Here is a 21,186-nt window from a genome sequence, read left to right as displayed (position 1 = left end):
GCCATGGACTTCTCGGCCATCGTCTCCGACGCCCTGCGTTCGGGAATCGGCCCCATCGCCGCCGTCTACGCGCTCGCCGCGATGGGGCTGAACCTGCATTTCGGTTACACGGGGCTGCTGAACTTCGGCCAGGTCGGTTTCATGCTGGTCGGCGGCTACGGGCTCGCCATCACCGTGTCGACGTACGACGGTCCGATGTGGCTCGGCGTCCTCGGCGGAATGGCCTGCGCGATCGTGCTGGCACTGCTCCTCGGCCTGCCCACCCTGCGGCTGCGCGCCGACTACCTCGCGATCACCACGATCGCAGCGGGGGAGACGCTCCGGCTGTTCTACCGGTCCAGCTGGGCCGAGCCGGTCACCGGTGGGGTGTTCGGGCTGCAGAGATTCGCGAACGACTTCTACGACCTGAATCCCATCGATCCCGGCACCTATGGCGTGTGGCTCGTGCGGTTCAGCTCCCGCGACCTCTGGGTGATGATCGTCGGATGGGCCCTGGTGCTCGTGGTCGGAGGGCTGCTGGCCCTGCTGATCCACAGCCCCTGGGGCCGGGTCATCCGGTCGATCCGTGAGGACGAGGTCGCCGCGCGCAGCCTCGGCAAGAACGTCTACGCGTACAAGATGCAGAGCCTCGTGCTCGGCGGCGTCATCGGGGCGGTCGCGGGCATGATGCAGGCGATCCAGGTGCAGTCCGTGAACCCGGACAACTACGATCCGGGCGTCACGTTCTTCCTGTACACGCTGCTCGTCCTCGGGGGTGCCGGGCGGATCCTCGGGCCGGTCGTCGGCTCGATCCTGTTCTGGTTCGTCCTCAGCTTCCTCGACAGCGCGCTCCGCCAGGCCATCGACGCCGAGTACATCTCGCCGGACCTCATCAGCACGTCGGAGGTCGGCGCGGTGCGCTTCGCGCTGGTCGGCATCGCGCTGATCCTGCTGGTCGCGTTCCGGCCGCAGGGCATCCTCGGCAGCCGGAAGGAGATGCTGCTCAGTGGCCGCTGACACCCACGCATCCGGCACCGGCCGGCTCGCCGCGACCGATCCCGAGCCGGGGGTGCGCAAGCCCGATCCCCTGCTGGTCCTGGACCAGGTGACCCGTACCTTCGGCGGTCTCGTGGCCGTGCGGGTCGAGCACCTGGAGGTACAGCGCGGGGCCATCACCGCGCTCATCGGGCCCAACGGCGCCGGCAAGACCACCCTGTTCAACGTGGTGAGCGGCTTCGACCGGGCCGACGGCGGCCGGTGGTCGTTCGACGGACAGCCGCTCACCGGCTCCCCGGCGCACCGGGTGGCGCGGCGCGGAATGGTCCGTACCTTCCAGCTCACCAGGACGCTCGCCAGGCTCACCGTGCTGGAGAACATGCTGCTCGCCGCGCCCGGGCAACGAGGCGAGCGGGCGCTGCCCGCGCTGCTGCGACCCGTGTGGCGCGGGCAGGAGCGGGAGTCCGAGCGGCGGGCCGACGAACTGCTGGACCGGTTCCGGCTCGGGCCGCTGCGCGACGACCACGCCGGCACGCTCTCCGGGGGGCAGCGCAAACTGCTGGAACTGGCCCGCGCGCTGATGGCCCGGCCGGTCATGCTCCTGCTCGACGAGCCGATGGCCGGGGTGAACCCCGCGCTGACCCAGTCGCTGCTCGGACACATCACGCAGTTGCGGGACGAGGGGCTCACGGTGTGCTTCGTCGAGCACGACATGGACGTGGTGATGGGCATCAGCGACTGGGTGGCCGTCATGGCCGACGGCCACCTGGTGGCCGAGGGCCCACCGCACACGATCGGCCGGAACGCCGCCGTCGTGGACGCCTATCTGGGCAAGCGGCACGACGAACCGGGGACGACCGAGGGGAAGGAGTGAAGGATGACCGCCGAGGAGCAGGCACCGGTGCTGGCGGCCGACGACGTCGTCGCCGGTTACGTCCCCGGTGTCGACGTGCTGCGCGGATGCAGCGTCGAGGTGCGGCCGGGCGAGGTGGTCGGGGTGATCGGCCCCAACGGGGCCGGCAAGTCGACGCTGGTCAAGGCCGTCTTCGGATTGCTGCGGGTGCGCGGCGGGACCGTGCGGCTGCGCGGCGAGGACGTCACGAACCGCCCCGCGCACGAACTGGTCCGGCGGGGCGTGGGCTACGTGCCGCAGTTGCAGAACGTGTTCCCCACCCTGACCGTCGAGGAGAACCTGCGGATGGGGGTCTACCTGCGGCCCAAGGACCACGCGCGGCGGGTCGCGGCGGTCGAGGAGCTCTTCCCCGTGCTCGCCGACCGCCGCAGGCAGAAGGCCGGCGCGATGTCCGGCGGCGAACGCCAGATGCTCGCGATGGCCCGTGCCCTGATGATGGAGCCGCAGCTGCTGTTGCTCGACGAGCCGTCGGCCGGCCTGTCACCGCTCCATCAGGACCACGTCTTCGACCGGTGCAGAATGATCAACAGCGCGGGCGTCGCCGTGCTCATGGTCGAGCAGAACGCCCGCAGGTGCCTGCAGCTCTGCGACCGCGGTTACGTCCTCGACCAGGGCCGCAACGCGTACACCGGCACGGGTACGGCCCTGCTGCACGACGAGAAGGTGATCGAGCTCTACCTCGGCACGCTCGCCCGCGTCCGTTGACTGCCGTCCCTGTCGGTCCTCCCGTTCAGTCCTGGGCCTTGCTGGTCTCGGTACGCAGGGTCTGCAGCTTTCCTTCGTCGTTGTAGCCGTACACCTCGATCGTCGCCTGGCCGGGTTCGCCCTTGTCGGTGAAGTCGAGCGGACCGCTCACACCGTCGTAGTCGATGTCCCTGCCGTCGGCGAGCAGCTCCTTGCAGGCGGCGAACGAGTTGCACTTCTCGCCGTCCTTGGTGATCCCGTTCATCTCCTTCGCGTACTCGCCCGGGTCGTCGGACTCCGCCTTCTCGGCGGCGAGGGCGATCGTCGTCGCGCAGTCGAACACCTGCGGCGCGAACTGCAGCTCCTTCAGATCCGGCGCGAATTTCTTGAGGTCCTTCACGTACTGCGCGTTCTCCGCCGATGCCGGCGCGGTTCCCTTCATCCCGGAGAGCCTCTCGGGCTGGCCGGGGGCGACCAGCGAGGGCAGTTCCTCACTGCGCAGTCCGTCGGCGCCGTAGACGCCGATCCGGTCGGGCCCGAGTCCGGACTCGATCATGCCCTGCAGGATCTGGGTGCCCTCCTCGAAGGCGATCACCACGGCGGCGTCCGGCCTGGAGTTCTCGATCTGCTGGGCGACCTGGTCGAAGTTGGTCGCCTTCGGGTCGTAGGTCTCGGCGAGCGTCACCGTCGCGCCACGGTCCTCCAGCGACTTGCGGGTTGCCTCCATCAGGCCGCGCCCGTAGTCGTCCGCCCGTGCGACCAGGGCCACCCGGTCGTGGCCGTCGTCGCGGACGACGTCCGCCAGGATGGGCCCCTGCAGCACGTCGCTCGGGACGGTGCGGAAATAGAAGCCGTCATCCTCGTAGTCGGTGAAGGTGGGAGCGGTGTTCGACCCCGAACACTGCACGACGCCCGCTCCGGTCACCCGGTCGATGAACGCCAGCGACATGCCGGAAGCCGCGGCGCCGATGACCGCGTCCACGCCTGCCGCGAGGACCCGGTCCGCCGACTGCGCGGCAACGGCCTCCTGGCCCGCCTCGTCACTGGAGACCACGCTCGGCACCGGCTTGCCCAGGACTCCGCCGGCGTCGTTGATCTTCTGTATCGCGAACTTCAGCGATTCGATCTGGGGTGGGCCGAGGTAGGCGAGCTGTCCCGTCTCCGGCAGGACGTAGCCGAACTGGAGCTCGCCATCGCCCGGCTCGGCCTGGGCAGTGCCCGTCGCACCGCAGACGGCAATCACGAGAGCGGCCGCGCTTGCGAAGACCGCGGACCGCCGTATCGACGCTTTCATCTCCGCCTCCGCTCATTACAGGCGACGGAGGTCGACTGGCCGGCCCTCCGCCCGCCATCTGTACATGAGCGTAGAACTCTCACGGAATCCGGAAAAGATCTGAAACGTACACATTTTCGGCTGGTGGTGCGCTCGCCTGGGCCCTGCGTTCCCTCCATAGGTCACACAGGGGTCACACAGGGCCCTTTGGTCACATCCGGAAACGCTCCCTAATCGCGCACGGCGACGCGCTCCGTCTCCCTCGGGGTGGACTTGGCGACCACGACGGACGGCTGCTCCCGGCGGGTCCGCAGGCCCGTGAGGGTGATCAGCAGGCCGGCGAGGGCGATGAGCGTCACGACCAGCAGGCCGGGCCGGTAGCTGTCGAGGACGGCCTGCGGGGAGGCGTTGCCCGGCTCGGGGGCGTTCGCGGTCACCACCGCCGTCACCACGGCGAGGAAGATCGCGCCGCCCACCTGGACCGAGGTGTTGAGCAGCCCGGAGACCATGCCCTGCTCGTGCTCGTCGACGCCGTTGGTGGCCTGGACGTTGAGGGACGGGAAGGTCAGCGCGAAGCCGGAGCCGACCAGCAGCATCGTCGGCAGGATCGCCGCCGCGTAGACCGGGTCGAGGTCGATGCGCAGGAACAGCACGTAGCCGGTCACCATCAGGACGAAGCCCAGCACCATCAGCCGGGCCGTGCCGAACCGGTCGATGACGGCCCCCACCTTCGTCGCGGACAGCGCCACCAGCGCGCCCGCCGGCAGGAAGGCCAGGGCCGTGTGCAGCGCCGACCAGCCGAGCAGCTGCTGCATGTAGAGGGTCACCAGGAACTGGAAGCCGATGTAGCTGCCGACGAACGTCAACGCGCCCAGCTGCGCCCGCACTTGCGGCCCCGAGCGCAGCACGCCGAGCCGGATCAGCGGGCTGGGGCTGCGCCGCTCGACGGCGACGAAGGCCGCCAGCAGGACGGCGACGGCGGCGAAGGACAGGACGGTCCGCGCCGACCCCCAGCCCACCTCGGGCGCCTCGACGACGGTGTAGACGAGCAGCAGCATCGAGGCGGTGCCGAGGACGGCGCCGGGGATGTCGTAGCCGCCCCGGCCGCGCTCGCGCTCCGTGCGCGGCAGCAGCTTCAGGCCCACGAGCAGGGCGATCAGCGCGATGGGGGCGGGCAGCAGCATCGTGAGCCGCCAGCTGGCCTGAGTGAGCAGGCCGGAGAAGACCAGGCCCATCGAGTAGCCGGTGGCGCCGCAGGTGGTGTAGATGGCCAGGGCGCGGTTGCGCAACGGGCCTTCGGGGAACGTCGTGGTGATGATCGACAGGCCGGCGGGGGCCGTGAAGGCCGCGCTCAGGCCCTTGATGAAGCGGCTGGCGATGAGCAGCGGGCCCGAGTCGACGAGGCCGCCGAGCAGCGAGGCCAGCGCGAAGACGCCCAGTGCCACCAGGAAGACCTGGCGTCGGCCCAGCAGGTCGGCGGCGCGTCCGCCGAGGAGCAGCAGGCCGCCGTAGCCCAGGATGTAGCCGCTGACGATCCATTGCAGCGCCGAGGTCGACAGGCCGAGGTCGGCTCCGATGGAGGGCAGCGCGACGCCGACCATGGACACGTCCAGGGCGTCCAGGAACATCGCGGCACAGAGCACCAGCAGGGTGCCCCAGAGCCGGGGAGTCCAACGCCCGTCGGACGTGGGGGAGGTGAGCGGAGAGGTCATGCCCGAGAGATTACATGCGTATGCATGAGATGCAAGCGCATTAAAGTCAGGTGCAACAATCTCGGTTCTCTGTTACGGTGCGGCGCATGGCGGCGAAGCAGGCCGAGCAGGCGCTCGTGGAACAGTGGCGCGGCATGCTGGCGCTGCATGCGCGAACACAGTGCGAACTCGACCGGGTTCTGCATGAACACGGCCTGTGCGCCAGTGATTTCGAGGTGCTCGACGTCCTCGCCGGGTGCCGGGCGGCGAAGGGCACGCCCTCCTACCGCGTCCAGGAGATCTCCGAGCGGGTCCACCTGAGCCAGAGCGCGCTGTCGCGGCTGGTCGCCCGGCTGGAGAAGGACGGACTGGTCGAGCGCTGCATGTGTCCGGAGGACCGGCGGGGTGTTCGCGTCGCCCTCACGGCGAAGGGGCGCACGCTGCACGGCGAGGTGCTGCCCGTGCAGCGTGCGGTGCTGGCGCGGATGCTGGCGGACGACTGAGTCCGGTTGTCCCGAGTCGGGTCAGATTCCCGAGGTTTCACGCCACAGCTCGGCGAGCGCCCGGTCTCCCGTGACCGACGGGAGGGGAGCCCGGTTCCACAGCGCCAGGTACAACTGCTCGGCCGGGCCGGACAGTTCGCAATTGGCGTCCCCGGAGGCGCCCGGCGTGGTCACGGGCGGCTCGGATGACAGCCGTACGGTCCACACCGCGCCGGTGTCTTCGGCGCGCACGCGCAGGACGCGCGGCTCGGGGGTGCGCACCCGGCTCCTGGAGCGGGCGTGGAAGCCGCGCAGCAGTTCGTCGATGCCGTCGGTCGCGAAGTCCGGGGCGACGGCGGTGATGCCGGCCCCGCGCGCGGACTCCGCGTCGACCCGGTGCACCGCCGTCTCGTGCGCCTGCCGCCGGGTCCAGAAGGCCAGCGGGGACGGCGCGGGCAGGAAGAACCAGCAGTCCACATCCGGTGCGGCGGCGGCCAGCGTGTCGACGAGACGGCGGTGGCTGTCGCGGTACCAGGCCACGAGTTCCGCGCCGTCGAGGTCCGGGACCTCGCCCAGCGGACGGCGCTCGCTGTACCCCTCGGCGACGTACGACGTGGCCCAGCGGTGCACCGCGCCCGTGTGCCGCAGCAGATCGCGCACGTGCCACTGCGGGCACGTCGGCACCTTGGCGTCGGTCCCCGCCTCCTCGGCGGCCGTGGCCAGCAAACGGCCCTCTGTCTCCAGCGCTTGAAGGAACTCGGCGGTCTCCATGCCGCGAGTCTGCCGTACGGGGCGTACTCCGGGCGCCGGAATTTCCGCGGGGGGGCGCTAGGCCGTGTCCGCAAGTCCCGCCTGCCCCGCGACGCCTGGCGGGCTCCCCCGCTGCCGTAAGGGCGCGGGAGGTGCCCCCACTCGCCGCACCGGACGAAGCCCCGAGTACATCCAGTACGAGGGACTCCGTCCGGTGCACCGAGAGCACGCTCCAGAGGCCGCGGGGCTCGCCCTCCGGGCGGACGACGGGACTTTGCGGACACGGCCTAGGGCAGCGGTGTGCCGCCCGTGGCGTTGACGATCTCGGCGGTGATGTAGGACGCCTCCTGGGAGGCGAGGAAGACGTACGCCGGTGCCATCTCGGCCGGCTGCGCGGGCCGCCCGATGGGCGCCTGCTTGCCGAACTTCCGGGTGTCCGGCATGGTCGCCGGGATCAGCGGCGTCCACACCGGGCCGGGCGCCACGGCGTTGACGCGGACGCCCTTGTCGATCACCATCTGCGCCAGCCCCTGCGTGAAGGTGACGATCGCGCCCTTGGTCGTCGCGTAGTCCAGCAGATGCGGGCTGGGCTTGTAGGCCTGCACCGACGTGGAGTTGATGATGCTGCCGCCCTCCGGAATGTGCGGCAGGGCCATCTTGCAAAGCCAGAACATGCCGTACAGGTTGGTGCGCAGCACCCGGTCGAACTGCTCGGTGGAGATCGCCTCGATGCCGTCGGGCTGCGACATCTGGTACGCCGCGTTGTTCACCAGGACGTCGATCCGGCCGAACTCCGCGACGGCACGGTCGATCAGCGCGCGGCAGTTCCCCTCCTCCCGTACGTCGCACGAGACGGGCACGGCACGCCGCCCGGCGTCCTCGACCAGCCGGGCGGTCTCGGCGGCGTCGTCCTTCTCGTCGTCCAGGTGGGTGAAGAGCACGTCGGCTCCCTCCCGGGCGAACGCCAGGGCGACCGCGCGGCCGATCCCGGAGTCCCCGCCGGTGATCACGGCCTTGCGTCCGTCCAGCCGGCCGCTGCCCCGGTAGGACTTCTCACCGTGGTCCGGGGGCGGGTCCATGGGGCCGGTCCAGCCCGGGTGCGGCTGGTCCTGGGAGGGAAACTCCGGGGTGGGGTGCTGGTCGCCTGGGTGCTGTTGATCGGTCACGGGTCTGCCTCCTTGTCCATGGCGTACGGCCCGGTGATCACAACGGGCGAGGCCCCGGGTACCCCGATGGCGGGGTGCCGATCACCGGGTCGTTCGTCCGTGGGTGAGTCCGGACGTCCAGCAGGCCGGTCCTCCGGGTCAGCCCGCCGCCGCGCGTCGCGTCGCGACACCGATGAGCGCGGCCACGGCGGCCAGGACCGCCACGCTGGTGAGCGCGGCCGGGAGGGAGAACCAGTCCGCCATGAACCCGATGGCGGGCGGCCCCAGCAGCATGCCGCCGTAGCCCAGCGTGGAGGCCGTGGCGACTCCGCCGGGACCGGCGAGCGCGCCCGCGCGTTCCACGGCCACGGGGAAGAGGTTCGCGAGGCCGATGCCCGTGACCGCGTACCCGAGCAGGGCCGCCCACAGGGCGGGGGCGAGCGAGCCGAGCAGCATCCCGGCCGCCGCCGTGGCGCCGCCCGCCACGACGGTCCGGGTCCGCCCCAGGCGCTCCAGGAGCGTGGTGCCGGTCAGGCGGCCCACCGTCATGGCGAGCGCGAAGCAGGAGTAGCCGATGGCCGCGGCCCCCGGCGAGGCGGCCAGGTCCTCTTCCAGGTGCAGGGCGCCCCAGTCGGCCAGCGCGCCCTCGCCGTACGCGGTACAGCCCGCGATCAGGCCGAAGACGAGCACGAGACCGCGGGTGCGGCCGTCCAAGCGGCGCGGGGAGTCCTGCGCGGGACGCTCCGGTTCCGGCGGCGCCGGCGGCTCGTGCCGGAGCAGTACGGGGCCCGCCACGGCGGTCACGAGCAGTCCGGTGACGGTGAGCAGCAGCAGGTGCCGGGTGGGGGAGAGGGACCCCGCGACCAGGGCGCCCAGCCCGGCGCCGACCATGCCGCCCAGGCTGAACGCGGCGTGGAAGCTCGGCATGATCGGCCGCCGCATCGCGGCCACGAGATCCACGGCGGCGCTGTTGAAGGCGACGTTGATCCCGCCGTACGCGGCGCCGAAGACCAGCAGGACGAGGCCGAGCGCGAGGGCCGAGTGGGTCAGCGGCGGCAGGGCCACGCTGAGGGAGAGCAGGACGGCGCAGGCGACCGTGACCCGGTGGTTGCCGAAGCGGCGGCACAGGCGGCCGGTGAGGACCATGGTGACGACGGCTCCGGCGGAGACGCCCAGGAGGGCGAGGCCGAGGGCGCTGGCGGAGGCGTCGGTCTGTTCCTTGATGGCGGGGATGCGTACGACCCAGCCGGCGAAGACGAAGCCGTCGAGGGCGAAGAAGACGGTGATCGCCGTACGGAGTCGGGTGAGGGGGTTGCCGTCGCCCGGCACGGCACTGTGCGTTCGGGGTTTGTTTATTTGCGGCACAAACTCAGGCTAGGTGGGTGCGGGCACCGCGACAAGGTGCGACGCCGGGGCGAGAAGGTGCGACGCTGGGACGAGAGCCATCCGCCGAGGGACCTCGGGAGCGTACATGGGACGTGACGTGCCGGCCCTGGTGTTCACGCGGGAGGACCGCCGTCGGTACCGGGCCAAGATGCAGACCGGCCTGGAAGTGCTGGCCCGCATGCTGCGCGAGTCCAGCTTCGAGAGCGAGCGCCCCCGGGTCGGGCTCGAGATCGAGCTCAACCTGGTGGACGACCAGGGGCTGCCCGCGATGCGCAGCACCGACGTCCTCCAGGCCATCGCCGACCCCGCCTGGTCCAGCGAACTGGGCCGCTTCAACCTGGAGATCGACATCCCGCCGCGGGAGCTGACGACCGGCGGCCCCGGCGCCTGGGAGGAGACGATCCGGGACGCCCTGAACCACGCCGAGGACCGCGCCGCGGCCGTGGGCGCCCATCTCATCATGGTCGGCATCCTGCCCACCCTGGACGAGGCGGACGTCAGCGAGTCCGCCCTGTCCGGCGACCCGCGCTACCGGCTGCTCAACGAGCAGATCTTCGCGGCACGCGGCGAGGACCTGCGGATCAGGGTCGACGGCGTGGAGCGCCTGTCGACGTACGCCGACACCATCACCCCCGAGGCCGCCTGCACCAGCACCCAGTTCCATCTCCAGGTCGCCCCCAAGCAGTTCGCGGACTACTGGAACGCGGCCCAGGCCATCGCGGGCGTGCAGATCGCCCTCGCGGCGAACTCGCCCTTCCTGTTCGGCAAGGAGCTGTGGCGCGAGACCCGCATCCCCCTGTTCGAGCAGGCCACCGACACCCGCCCGGAGGAGATCAAGGCCCAGGGCGTACGGCCCCGCGTGTGGTTCGGGGAGCGGTGGATCACCAGCGTCTTCGACCTCTTCGAGGAGAACGTGCGCTACTTCCCCGCCCTGCTGCCGCTGTGCGAGGACGAGGACCCGCAGCAGGAGCTCGACCGCGGCGGCGTTCCGCAACTGGGCGAACTGACCCTGCACAACGGCACGATCTACCGCTGGAACCGCCCCGTCTACGCCGTCACCGAGAGCGGCCCGCATCTGCGCATCGAGAACCGGGTGCTGCCCGCCGGCCCCACCGTGGCCGACATCATCGCCAACGGCGCCTTCTACTACGGCCTCACCCGCGCCCTCGTCGACGAGGACCGGCCGGTGTGGACGCGGATGTCCTTCGCGGTCGCCGAGGAGAACCTGCACACCGCGGCCCGAGACGGCATCGACGCCCGCCTGTTCTGGCCCGGCGTGGGCGAAGCGCCGGTCACGGAACTGGTGTTGCGGCGTCTGCTGCCGCTGGCCCACCGGGGTCTGGAGCTGGCCGGCATGGACGCGGCCTGGCGTGAACCCCTGCTGGGCATCGTGGAGCAGCGCTGTGTCACCGCCCGCAACGGCGCCCTGTGGCAGGCGGAGATGGTCCATCATCTGGAGAAGGCCGGCGTCTCCGACCGGCGTGAGGCTCTGCGGCAGATGACCGCCACGTACATGGACTACATGCACATGAACGCGCCCGCGCACACCTGGCCCGTGGACTGACCGTCCTGACATCGCCGTCTCACGCGGGGCTGGGGGCGGCCTGGCCTCCCCACTCCTCGGCGGCCGTCAGCGGGACGGGAACGGGCGGCTCCGCCGACGTCGTCAGCTCGATCCGCCGTCCCTCGGCCGACGAACGCAGGAGCGCGGTCATCGTCTCCAGCACGTGCAGGGCGAGTTCGCCGTTCGCACGCGGTGCGCGCCGGCCGTCGACGGCGACGAAGTCCAGCAGCCCGACGCCCCGCGCGCCGTCGACGTAGCCCGCCGACGGCGGGAGCGTGCGCCACTGGGTGTCGCCGAGTCCGAAGAGCCGTACGTCGCCGTCGAAGCGGTTCGGGTCCGGTACGGCGAGGGTTCCCCTCTCGCCGTGGACCTCGATCGGTGACGCCGTGGTGGCCACGCCGTCGAAGCTCGTCGTGATCGTCGTCAGCGTCCCGCCCACGTGCTCCAGCACACCGGAGACATGGCTGTCCACCTCCACCGGTATCCGCTCGCCCGCACGCGGACCCGAACCGATGACCCGCTCGGCGCGCAGCCGGCTGGACGCCCCCGTCACGGCCCGCACCGGACCCAGCAGGTGAATCAGGGAGGCGAGGTAGTACGGACCCATGTCCAGCAGGGGTCCGCCGCCCTCGGTGTAGTAGAAGTCGGGATGCGGATGCCAGCGTTCGTGGCCCGCGGTGACCATCACGGCCGAGGCGAACATCGGGCGTCCGATGCGGCCCGCTGCCACGGCCGCCCGCGCCGTCTGGACCCCCGTGCCCAGCACGGTGTCCGGCGCGCACCCCACACCGACGCCCGCCCGCGCGGCGGCCGCCATGACGGCGTGGGCGTCGGCGAGCGTGGCGGCGAGCGGTTTCTCCCCGTAGACGTTCTTGCCGTGGCCGATGGCCCCGAGGGCGATCGCGGCGTGCGCCCCGGGGGTGGTGAGGTTCAGCACCGTGTCCACGTCCGGGCTGCTCAGCAGCTCCTCGACGGTCAGCGCCCGGACGCCGGGCAGCTCGGCGGCGACCGCGGCCGACCGGGAGGCGTCGAGGTCGGCGACCGCCGTCACCCGCACCGCGGAACGGCCGGCGAGCGTGTCCAGGTACGCGCGGGAGATGACGCCGAGCCCTACGACGCCGACGCGGTGCGCGTCGCCCACAGCATGCCCCTCTCGATGATGGCGCGGACGCTGGGATTCTCGAGCACGTCGACGCTGTGCCCCGGTGTCGTCACCACGATCCGTCCGGCACCCCACCGGCGGGTCCAGACCGCCGGCGAGGTGACCGGCCGGTGCCAGGGCTCCCACGGCCGCGTGGGGTGCGTGGTGGTGGCCAGGACGTCGATGAGGTCGTCGTGGAGCACCCAGTACTGCTCGGTGTGCAGCTCGAAGTCCTCGATGCCCGCGGTGACGGGGTGCTCGCGGCCGGCCTCGGTGAGGGTGATGGTGTGCGGCAGGAAGTTGTCCTCCGGCCCGCCCCGGCGCTCGCACGGCTCCTTGCCCGGGTGTGTGGCGAACTGCCCTCCCACCAGGTGGAGATAGTCGGAGGAGGCGCGGAACGAGTCGGCGATGCCACCATGCCAGCCGGTGAACCCGGTGCCCGCCACGACCGCCGAGCTGAGCCCCGCGAGTTGCTCGCGCGTGATCTCCGACATCGTGACGCACTGCACGATCAGGTCCGTGCCGGCCAACTCGGCGGCGTCGGCGTAGACGTCGGTCGACTCCTCGACCCGGACGGCGTATCCGTTGCTCCGCAGGAAGGGCAGGAACAGTTCCGTCGCCTCGACCGGCTGGTGCCCCTCCCAGCCGCCGCGGACCACCAGTGCTCTCTTCTGCGTCATCGTGATCTCACTATGCGGCGGGCCTCCGCGCTCACGAAAGAGGGCAGGGCCTCACGAAAATTTCGCTGTCGAGGCCCGGGCCCCGACCGTCCAACAGGCCGCGGTGAAACGGACTTCCGAGCCGTGCACGAAGGGGTCGAAGGCGGCCCGGACCGTCGCGACGACCCGGCCGCGGGTCTCCTCGTCCACCTCGGGCAGGTGCATGCCGACCGGACCGAGCCGGGTGAAGTAGCGGACCAGTTCCTTCTCGGGCAGGGTGCAGACGACGTCGACCGGCTGGATGTCGATCCCGGCCCAGCCGCTCTCGGTCAGGATGCGCCGGACCTTGTCCGGGTCCGCGAAGGCGAACTGCCCCGGTTCGTCCGGCCTGTGGACGGGCAGGTCCGGGAGCAGTGGTGACGCGGCGCGCTGGGCGGTCGTCATGAACGGGTTCTCGGCCGGATCGCGCCAGACGACGAACCGCAGCGCGGCCTCGTCCCGGGCCGCGTGCCGGAGGTTGGCGAAGGCCCGGACGGGATCGCTGAAGAACATGACGCCGAACCGCGAGATGACAGCGTCGAAGGTGCCCCGTTCGAAGGCGTGGTCCTGTGCGTCGGCGCAGAGGAAGGACACCGGTGCGTCCTCCTGTCCGGCGTACTCCCGGGCGGTGGTGATCATCGCGTCCGAGATGTCGACGCCGACACAGCGACCGGCCGGGCCGAGCCGTCGCGCGACGGCCAGCGTGACGCCGCCCGTACCGCAGCCGACCTCGAGCACGTGCCGCGCCCCTTCGGCGGCGACGGCTTCGACGAGAAGCTCCTCGAAGGGCCTGAACATCCCGTCCAGCACGCCCTTCAGATCGCCCCAGGCATGACCGGCGCGCCCCTTCCAGCGGGCTGCCTGCTCCTCGTCGGCCCTGCGCTCAGCGTCCATGGCTTTCTCTCCTTCTGGTTGCCCTCGGCGTACCGGGATGACAGCGTTCTACTTCAAGTCGACTTGAAGTCAAGGCAATGACGGACATGACAGAAACGACAGAAACAGCAGACGCGACAGAAACGGCAGACGCGACAGAAACGGCAGACGCGACAGAAACGGCAGAGCTGGACATCGCCGAAGTGTCGCACCGCGCCGGGGTTCCGGCATCGACCCTGCGCTACTACGAGGAGAAAGGGCTGATCTCCTCGACGGGCCGGCGCGGCCTGCGCCGGCAGTACGACCCCGGCGTACTGGAGCGGCTGGCGCTGATCGCGCTGGGGCGGACGGCCGGGTTCTCGCTCGACGAGATCGCGGACATGCTCGCGCCGGACGGGCGGCCGCGGATCGACCGGCGGATGCTGGCGGCCAAGGCGGACGAACTCGACCACAGGATCCGCGAACTGGGCGTCCTGCGCGACTCCCTGCGGCATGCCGCCGCGTGCCCCGCGCCCAGCCACATGGAGTGCCCGACCTTCCGCCGCCTCCTCGATGCCGCGGCCTCCGGCGCTGTCGCCGCGCCGCGAAGGCGGGTTCCGGGACGCTAGGGGGACCTTCGAAACATCCCCGAGGACCGTCGGTGCTCTTGGTCCAATCGTGGTTCGTGCTTTGCCCGATTCCCGGTGCCGCCTGCCTAGGTCTAAAACTGACGTGCGGGGGCGGCCGACTCGCGGGCACCCTGCTGCCCGAGATCGACGAGCTGCTGATCAAGACTTGTCCACCCTCCCTCCTAGAGTGACGGGCACCGGAAGCACCGGAAGCACGGGAAAGAGGGGGAACGCATGGGTGAGGACACCCGCAGCGCGGCACGCGCGATCATCGACCGGAACCTGTACATGGTGCTGGCCACCGTCGGCGCGGACGGCGCCCCCTGGGCCTCGCCCGTCTTCTACTCCACCGAGGACGGACGGGACTTGTATTGGGTCTCGTCCCCCGAGGTCACGCACTCCCGCAACATCGCCCACGAACCCCGGATCGGCATCGTCCTCCACGACTCCCGGGCCCCGGTAGGCACGGCGAGCCCCCTCGCCCTGTACCTGAAGGCCACGGCGGAGGAACTCCGCGGGGAGGCGGCCCTGGAGGGCCTGCGGGTGATTCCCCGCCCCGCCGGCCGCGGCGGCCGCCCCCTCGCCCCGGAGGAGGTCCGCCCGCCCGCCCCGTGGCGGGTGTACCGGGCCCGGGTCAGCGAGTACTCGATGATCTGCCCCCGCGGTGCGGGGCAGTGCGCCGAACACGGGCTGGATTACGAGCACCGCACCACAGTCGTCCTGTGACCGAGTCTTGGAACAGCACTTCTCCTGCACTGCATCAGCGTTGTACGAGCGCTAACCGGTCGCCCACGACAGTTGGATCACCGCTCCCCACAGGGAGAACGGAGACCGAAAGGGACGGCCACATGGGTACCGCCAGGACACCGCAGCGCAGGGCCATACTCACCGGCGGGCTGGCTGCCACCGCAGCCATGCTCACCGCCTGCTCGTCGAGCTCGGACAGCACGAACGAGGGGAAGACCTCGGCCGTGGGCGCGGCGAAGACCCCTTCACCCTCACCCGCGGCGGGCCCCCGGCCGGACTCGCCCTGGGCGGCGTTCGCCCGGCTGATGGACGGCAACAAGCGCTGGGTGGACGGAAAGCTCCAGCACCCCGACCGTGACCCGGAGCGGCGCGAGTTCGTCGCCGAGGCACAGAACCCCTACGGCGTCATCCTCTCCTGCATCGACTCCCGCGTCCCGCCGGAGCTTGTTTTCGACACCGGCCTCGGCGACCTGTTCGTGATGCGCACCGGCGGGCAGGTCGTGGGACCGGTGGTCGTCGGCTCCGTGGAGTACGGGCCGATGACGTCCGGCACCCCGCTCATCGTGGTCCTCGGGCACCAGCGCTGCGGAGCCGTCAAGGCGGCCTACGAGGCGATGCGCGACGGCAAGAAGCTCCCCGGCAACCTCCAGGCGATCTCCGACGCCCTGCGGCCGGCCTACCGGGAGACCGCCAGGGGGAAGCACGCCGATCCGGTCGACGCCATGGTGCGGATCCACATCAAGCAGACCGCCGCCGAGCTGCGGACCAACCGGGACCTCGCCCCGCTCGTGAAGAAGGGCGACCTGGCCGTCGTCAGCGCCTACTACTCGCTCGACACCGGCCGCGTGGAAGTCCTCACCGGCGCGCCCGCCGCCTGACCCGGAACAGCGACGACCGGGCGGGAAAAACGTTCCACGCCCGGTCACGTTATACTTGCGGCGCCCAAGAAGACCACGGTCGTGCCTGGTCGCACGGCTGCAACAGCGAGGGGGTGGACGCCGTTCCGGCACGCCCCGCCCGCATCCAGGACGTCGCGGCCGCCGCCGGCGTCTCGGTGTCCACCGTCTCGAACGTCCTCAACCGGCCCGAGCGCGTCACCGCACAGACCGCCGAGCGCGTCCGCGTCGCCGTCGCCGCGCTCGACTACGTCCCGCACCCCGGAGCCGCCGGACTGCGCACCGGGCGCGCCTCGGCCATCGGCCTGGTGCTGCCCGACGTGACCAACTCCTTCTACGCGCGCATCGCCCGGGGCGCCGCGGACGCGGCCTACGACCACGGCTACTCCCTCGTCCTCTGCCACAGCGGAGACGACCCGGAACGGGAGCAGGGCTACTTCAGCATGCTCGTCGAGCAGCGGGCCGTCGGCGTCGTCGTCGTGCCGCTCAGCGCCGATCCGGGCCGGCTCGCCCGGCTGCGCGAGCGGGGCATCCCGCTCGTCCTGGCCGACCGCGCGATGCCCGACCGGGAGGGCTGCTCGGCCTCCGTCGACGACATCGCCGGCGGCCGCCTCGCCGTGCAGCACCTCCTCGACCGCGGGGCTCGCGACATCCTCGTCGTCAACGGCGAGCGCGGCATACGCCAGTGCGCCGACCGCTACCAGGGCGCCCGGCAGGCCGTGCGCAGCCGGCGCGAGGCACGGCTGGACCAGGTCGTCGCCGAGCGGATGACCGTCGCGTACGGCACACAGATCGCGCACGGACTCCGGGAGCTGCCCGACGGGGTCTTCTGCACCAACGACTTCCTCGCCGCGGGCTTGTGCCGTGGGCTGACCGACCGGGGCGTGCGCGTCCCCGAGGAGGTCCAGGTGGTCGGCTACGGCGACCTCGACGTCGCGACCTTCGGCGCCACCACCCTCACGACGGTCCGGCAGCCGGTCGAGGACCTCGGCCGGGCCGCCGTGGAGATGCTCCTCGACGAGATCGAGGCCCGCGCGGACCACGTCCACGAGACCCGCGTCTTCGCCCCCGGCCTCGTCGTACGCGACTCCACCCGACCGCCCGCCGACGGCTAGGGCCTGTCCTTCGGATCACGCCGCAGACGCGGGGTCTGGTGCGCGCATCTGCCGCGTTGTGTCGGTTGCCGACGCTCCTCGTCGACGCCCTCCTCCGCCTTGCAGCTCCACGCACCAGACCCCGCACCGGCGCTGAACAGCACGGTCGCTTTCCTGCGACCTGACCAAACGACAGGCTAGCCCCCGCACTCCGAGGCGGACGGGACCCGCAGCGTCACCGGTCCCCACAAGCCCGAGGACAGCTGGGAGTCGAACGCCCAGGCCGTCGGAGTGGCCTCCGCGAGATACGGCGCCAGCGTGCCCCGGACGGTCACCTCCAGTCGCACGCTGCGCCCGGAGGCACCGCGCAACGGGAAACGGTACGGCGCGCAGAACGCCTCACCGGCCGGCTCCCCGTCGACCGACACCTCCACACTGCCCCGCACCCGCCCGAGATCCAGCACGGGGTCGGGCCCCGACGGCACATCCAGGACCCGCGCGTACGTCACGCCTCCGCTCCAACTGCCCAGCCCCAGCTCCCGCCAGTCCCCGAGGGGCAGCGGCGCCGGTACGGCCCGCACCCGCACCGGCCCCCGCCAGGCGGAGCCGCCCCGCAGGACCGCCGTCGGCTCGGTGACCACCTCGACCGGTGTGGGCTTCGCCAGCGGCTGACCGAGTGTCAGTCGATCGTCTTCCAGGGGGAGTTCCGGCCCTTCTCCGACGCGTACACGCGCGCGGAGCGCCAACGGCAGACCCAGCGACACCGTGCCCGCCGGCACGGTGAACCGGAAGCGCTGCGGCATGTCGCCGACTTCGTCGGTGGACCGCGACGGCCATACGGTGCCGCCGAGCACCGGCCGGCCGGTGAGCCACCCGGTGTCCGGCAGCGGATGCGGCCGTACCACCGCGTGGCAGTGCTGCACCTCGCCCCGCCTGCGCTCGTCCTCCACTGTCGGCCCCCGCCAGTCACCCGTCGCAGCTTCCCAGCCGGCACCGCTGACCAGGGCCGTCACCCCGGCCCCGGACCGCACCACCAGGTCGACGAACACCGCGTCCCGGGCGTCGGTACCGTCGGCCACGACCTCCAGCGTGTGCTCGCCCGACCCGAGCCCCCGTTCGTGCCGGAAGAACATCGGCACGGCGCCCCAGTCCGCCTCGTAGTACTCCACCTTCTCCTGCCGCGCCACGACCTCCCCGTCGAGCAGCACGGTGACCGCCGAGGCGGCACCCACGACGAGCACCGCCCGGGCATCGTCGCCCGGCACCCGCAGCCGCGCCCGGTAGGTCACGCGGCCGTCTGGCCGTACTCCGTCCGGAAGCCGCATGAACCGCGGACGCGGCCCGAGCCCGCCCGGCTCCGACAGACAGAAGAAGCTGCCCAGCGGGGTGCCGTCGGCGGCCGCGATCGTCGAGGGGCGGCTCTGGGCGCCGGACAGTTCGTACTCGAGCACATTGCGGTCCCGGGTCACCGTGACCCGGGCGGAGGCCAGATAGCCGCCCCCGTCCGGTTCCAGCGGCTCCCCGTTCCACCACACGCGCTTGACGCACTCCGCGCCGACATGCAGTTCGGCGGTCCCCCGGTGGCCGGTCTCCACGATCGCCCGCACCCGGGCGGCCGTTGCACCGACCGGCACCGGCACCCGTACGAACTCCTCGTTCACCAGCCCCTTGAGGCCCAGCAGCCCGCCCGGATCCGGGACGCCCCGGCTCGACGAGTACACGGCGACCTCCCACCCGGCGCCGGGTGGCACGAGCGGCACCTCACCGGCCAGAACCCGCTCCACGGACAGGGCGTCCAGCGGTTCCGGCACCTGAGCGAGCGGCACCGGCGGCAGGACACGGACCCGGTTGCCGTACGTGACCCGCGTCCGCTCCCAAGTACCGCCCTCGGCCCACTCCATGGTCCAGATCTGCGGCTCGTCCACCGGCGCACCCGGGGGCAGCGCCAGATCGCCCCAGGTGTTGTCCATGGTGGGGACCAGACGGCCGTGCCAGCCGGTCGAGACGTCGATCACCCGGGCGGGTGTCTTCCGCGTCTCCGGTCGGGGACGCGTGGGCGCCGGCCGGCCTTCGCGCCACACGACCAGGACCGCGGGGGCGCCGTCCAGCGGCACCTCGATGGTCGAGACGTCGCCGTCGCCGTCGCCGTCGCCGTCACCGGAGACGGTGACGTGCGCGGGGGCGCGGGTACCGGTCGCCGGGTTCCAGACCTCGGCCTCGGCGACGGCGGCCCGCACGGTGACGGACGAGTTGCCGGCGGCGTCTCCCGACGGGGAGGACCCGGCCCGCAGCGGATGCGCGCCGATCTCGGGGAAGGCCGCCGTCACCAGTGCCACCGCCTCGTTCCCCGTCCGCCGGACGAGCAGTGGCACCTCGCCCGTGGCGTGACCGGCCGCGTCGGTCACGGCCTCCGCACCGGCCTCCGGGTCGCGCACCCGCTCCAGCCGGGGATGCGCCAGCAGGGCCGCCACCACCGCGTCGTCACCGGACCGGCCGGCGGCCGTGGCAGGAGGGCGGCCCACGACGACGACGCGTCCGCCCGCGTCGAGCAGTTCGGTCAGCCGCCGTGCCGTCACCTCCTCAAGCACACTCGCCGAGGGCAGCAGCACCACGCGGTACGCCAGGTCCCTGATCCGCAGGGCGCCGTCGGCGGCCTTGGCGCGCTGCACCGAGTCGTCGTCGACGACGTCGAAGGAGATGCCGCGCCGGTCCAGGGCGCCGGCATGCGGGGCGAGCCAGTTGTTCGTGCCGCACAGGTCGAGGTAGTGGCGCTGCGTCTCGTCGACGTGGCCGTCGCCCAGCCGGCCGTCGCCGAAGTGCCGGACGGGCGCGTCCAGGGGGACGAGGGCCTGCATGGTGGCGGTCGGGTGCAGGACCGCAACGTCGGCCGCGTAACCGCCCCAGGACATGATCGAGCAGATCCGGGCCACGGCCCGGGAGAACGGCGGATACTGCTTCCAGTACGGCTGGCGCCAGTCGGTGGACGGCGGCGCCCACTCGAACCAGCCGCCCGCGGTGCCGAAGTAACTGGCGTGCGGGTTGTACAGGTTGGCGCCGCTACGCAGGAACGGCAGCAGCCAGTGGTAGGTGTCCTCCAGCGTGCCGCCCCAGCCGGAGGAGTGGAACGCCTCGATCCAGACTCGCTCGTGGCCGTAGAGGTGGGCCATGGAGGAGTGCACCTTGGCGTCGCCGTGATGGTCGCTGCCGGCCGCGCCGTACCAGCGGTGAGTGCGGAAGTAGTCGGTGTAGATCTGCGTCGACTGGGCCGGGTAGCCGGCGCGGGCGGGGTGGCTCTGGTCGCTGCCCAGCAGCATCCCGCGCTCACTGTGCCACGCGGACAGCGGTCGGAAGAGCGCCTCTTCGGTGAGTTCCGCGCGGACCGCGTAGTAGTCGGCACGGATCTTCGTCTCCGGGACGGTGGCGTCCGTGCCGAACAGGGCCGGCAGGTGGTCGAGCAGGTCGTAGCCGCGCCGGGCGCGGAACGCGTCGGCGAAGCGGTGGCTCCAGGCGTTCGTGCCCGGCAGTTCGTCCTGGAAGCTGCCCGCGATGACCGTGCCCAGGTACCCGGGCACACGGCGGTCGTACTCGTGGTGCACGGCGTCCATCAACAGCCCGACGGCGTGCGGGTCCAGATAGTCGAACGCCGTGGGGACGGCGGTGACGAGCCGCACGCCGGCCCCTTCGGCGGCGTCGACCACCAGGGTGCCCGGGCCGTCCACGGCGACGTCGAGGCGCCGGCCCCGCGGCGAGTAGGCGGCCAGCGGGGTCTCGGCGTCCCGCAGGGCCACCGTTCCCCGGGTGACGGTGACGTCACGGCAGCGCAGCGCACAACCCCGGGCCTCGGGGTGACGCTGTGTCACGCCGCCTTGCACATTGGCGCCGGAGAACCCGATCTGGTCGTAGAACCACAGGCGTGTGCCCAACTCCGCGGCGATCTCGCAGGCGTCGGTGAAGCGCGCCCACCACTCCTCGCCGAACCACGCCGGATCGTCCGCCCGGGTCCCGAACGTCGGGCCGGCCGGGGCCAGGTTGATCACGACGAGGTTGTGGACACCACCCTCGGCGAACGCCCGCATCTGCCAGGCGAGTCGCTCGCGGGTGACCTTCGCGCCCGACCACCACCACAGGGGAGCGGGGCCGAAATCGCGGGGCGGATGGTCGAACAGCTGCCGGAGCGCGGGGGAGATCACGGACGCGGTCCTTCCCCTAAAACGTTTTTAGGCCACCTTCACCGTAGGCGACCTGGAACAGTCACGCCATAACCCC

18 protein-coding genes are annotated in these 21,186 nt (G+C 71.7%); 9 read left to right on the top strand and 9 right to left on the bottom strand.

Annotated elements, in window-relative coordinates:
• Positions 1 to 3: 3 nt before the first annotated feature.
• Genes AC07F0_RS20980 through AC07F0_RS20970 form a run of 3 tightly spaced genes read left to right on the top strand, consistent with a single transcriptional unit; the run spans position 4 to position 2,593 of the window.
• Positions 4 to 996, top strand: a complete 993-nt coding sequence (locus AC07F0_RS20980) for a branched-chain amino acid ABC transporter permease (protein WP_478980851.1) — start codon at positions 4 to 6, stop codon at positions 994 to 996.
• Positions 986 to 1,849: an ABC transporter ATP-binding protein gene (locus tag AC07F0_RS20975; RefSeq protein ID WP_478980849.1), complete on the top strand. Its 864-nt coding sequence runs from the start codon at positions 986 to 988 to the stop codon at positions 1,847 to 1,849. The genes AC07F0_RS20980 and AC07F0_RS20975 overlap by 11 nt, the downstream gene beginning before the upstream one ends.
• 3 nt (positions 1,850 to 1,852) lie before the next feature.
• Positions 1,853 to 2,593, top strand: a complete 741-nt coding sequence (locus tag AC07F0_RS20970) for an ABC transporter ATP-binding protein (protein WP_478980847.1) — start codon at positions 1,853 to 1,855, stop codon at positions 2,591 to 2,593.
• 25 nt (positions 2,594 to 2,618) lie between these two features.
• Here AC07F0_RS20970 and AC07F0_RS20965 read toward each other — a convergent pair whose 3' ends face one another.
• Both AC07F0_RS20965 and AC07F0_RS20960 read right to left on the bottom strand, forming a co-directional pair.
• Entirely contained in the window at positions 2,619 to 3,866 is a 1,248-nt protein-coding gene (locus AC07F0_RS20965) for an ABC transporter substrate-binding protein (RefSeq protein ID WP_478980845.1), read from the bottom strand.
• A gap of 209 nt (positions 3,867 to 4,075) precedes the next feature.
• Positions 4,076 to 5,557 (bottom strand): MFS transporter, encoded by a 1,482-nt coding sequence (locus AC07F0_RS20960; RefSeq protein WP_478980843.1) that lies wholly within the window; start codon positions 5,555 to 5,557, stop codon positions 4,076 to 4,078.
• 86 nt (positions 5,558 to 5,643) lie between these two features.
• On the opposite strand from AC07F0_RS20960, the gene AC07F0_RS20955 reads away from it, so the two are divergent.
• The gene (locus tag AC07F0_RS20955) at positions 5,644 to 6,039 is read left to right on the top strand and encodes a MarR family winged helix-turn-helix transcriptional regulator (RefSeq protein WP_478980842.1); all 396 of its coding nucleotides are present in this window, start codon (positions 5,644 to 5,646) and stop codon (positions 6,037 to 6,039) included.
• Between the two features lie 21 nt (positions 6,040 to 6,060).
• Here the strand turns inward: AC07F0_RS20955 and AC07F0_RS20950 are convergent, their stop codons facing one another.
• From AC07F0_RS20950 to AC07F0_RS20940, 3 genes are all read right to left on the bottom strand, one after another.
• Complete coding sequence (locus AC07F0_RS20950; RefSeq protein ID WP_478980840.1) at positions 6,061 to 6,789, bottom strand: maleylpyruvate isomerase family mycothiol-dependent enzyme; 729 nt, start codon at positions 6,787 to 6,789, stop codon at positions 6,061 to 6,063.
• Positions 6,790 to 7,055: 266 nt separating this feature from the next.
• Positions 7,056 to 7,934: an SDR family oxidoreductase gene (locus AC07F0_RS20945; RefSeq protein WP_436728141.1), complete on the bottom strand. Its 879-nt coding sequence runs from the start codon at positions 7,932 to 7,934 to the stop codon at positions 7,056 to 7,058.
• Between the two features lie 138 nt (positions 7,935 to 8,072).
• Positions 8,073 to 9,242 carry an MFS transporter gene (locus AC07F0_RS20940; RefSeq protein ID WP_478980838.1) on the bottom strand — a complete coding sequence of 390 codons (1,170 nt, stop codon included), beginning with the start codon at positions 9,240 to 9,242 and terminating at the stop codon, positions 8,073 to 8,075.
• A gap of 142 nt (positions 9,243 to 9,384) precedes the next feature.
• Between AC07F0_RS20940 and AC07F0_RS20935 the strand changes: the two genes are divergently transcribed.
• Positions 9,385 to 10,863 carry a glutamate-cysteine ligase family protein gene (locus AC07F0_RS20935; RefSeq protein WP_478980836.1) on the top strand — a complete coding sequence of 493 codons (1,479 nt, stop codon included), beginning with the start codon at positions 9,385 to 9,387 and terminating at the stop codon, positions 10,861 to 10,863.
• 19 nt (positions 10,864 to 10,882) lie between these two features.
• Here the strand turns inward: AC07F0_RS20935 and AC07F0_RS20930 are convergent, their stop codons facing one another.
• Genes AC07F0_RS20930 through AC07F0_RS20920 form a run of 3 tightly spaced genes read right to left on the bottom strand, consistent with a single transcriptional unit; the run spans position 10,883 to position 13,596 of the window.
• Positions 10,883 to 12,004, bottom strand: coding sequence for a Gfo/Idh/MocA family protein (locus AC07F0_RS20930; protein ID WP_478980834.1), 1,122 nt, complete (start codon positions 12,002 to 12,004; stop codon positions 10,883 to 10,885).
• Positions 11,974 to 12,684 carry a ThuA domain-containing protein gene (locus AC07F0_RS20925; RefSeq protein ID WP_478980832.1) on the bottom strand — a complete coding sequence of 237 codons (711 nt, stop codon included), beginning with the start codon at positions 12,682 to 12,684 and terminating at the stop codon, positions 11,974 to 11,976. The genes AC07F0_RS20930 and AC07F0_RS20925 overlap by 31 nt, the downstream gene beginning before the upstream one ends.
• A 51-nt stretch (positions 12,685 to 12,735) precedes the next feature.
• Entirely contained in the window at positions 12,736 to 13,596 is an 861-nt protein-coding gene (locus tag AC07F0_RS20920) for a class I SAM-dependent methyltransferase (RefSeq protein WP_478980830.1), read from the bottom strand.
• Positions 13,597 to 13,673: 77 nt separating this feature from the next.
• Between AC07F0_RS20920 and AC07F0_RS20915 the strand changes: the two genes are divergently transcribed.
• The 4 genes from AC07F0_RS20915 (at position 13,674) to AC07F0_RS20900 (ending at position 16,941) form a co-directional block, all read left to right on the top strand.
• On the top strand, positions 13,674 to 14,183 hold the full coding sequence (locus tag AC07F0_RS20915; RefSeq protein ID WP_478980828.1) for a helix-turn-helix domain-containing protein: 510 nt from the start codon (positions 13,674 to 13,676) through the stop codon (positions 14,181 to 14,183).
• A gap of 234 nt (positions 14,184 to 14,417) precedes the next feature.
• Positions 14,418 to 14,909 (top strand): pyridoxamine 5'-phosphate oxidase family protein, encoded by a 492-nt coding sequence (locus AC07F0_RS20910; protein WP_478980826.1) that lies wholly within the window; start codon positions 14,418 to 14,420, stop codon positions 14,907 to 14,909.
• A 122-nt stretch (positions 14,910 to 15,031) separates the two neighbouring features.
• Complete coding sequence (locus tag AC07F0_RS20905; RefSeq protein WP_478980824.1) at positions 15,032 to 15,808, top strand: carbonic anhydrase; 777 nt, start codon at positions 15,032 to 15,034, stop codon at positions 15,806 to 15,808.
• Positions 15,809 to 15,921: 113 nt separating this feature from the next.
• Positions 15,922 to 16,941, top strand: coding sequence for a LacI family DNA-binding transcriptional regulator (locus tag AC07F0_RS20900; RefSeq protein ID WP_478980822.1), 1,020 nt, complete (start codon positions 15,922 to 15,924; stop codon positions 16,939 to 16,941).
• Between the two features lie 176 nt (positions 16,942 to 17,117).
• Here the strand turns inward: AC07F0_RS20900 and AC07F0_RS20895 are convergent, their stop codons facing one another.
• Complete coding sequence (locus tag AC07F0_RS20895; protein ID WP_478980820.1) at positions 17,118 to 21,110, bottom strand: glycosyl hydrolase; 3,993 nt, start codon at positions 21,108 to 21,110, stop codon at positions 17,118 to 17,120.
• Positions 21,111 to 21,186 lie beyond the last annotated feature (76 nt).

This window comes from Streptomyces sp. NPDC045955 (assembly GCF_056430805.1).
The sequence above is the reverse complement of the archived record's forward strand: the minus strand, read 5'-3'. Positions and strand labels throughout refer to the sequence as shown.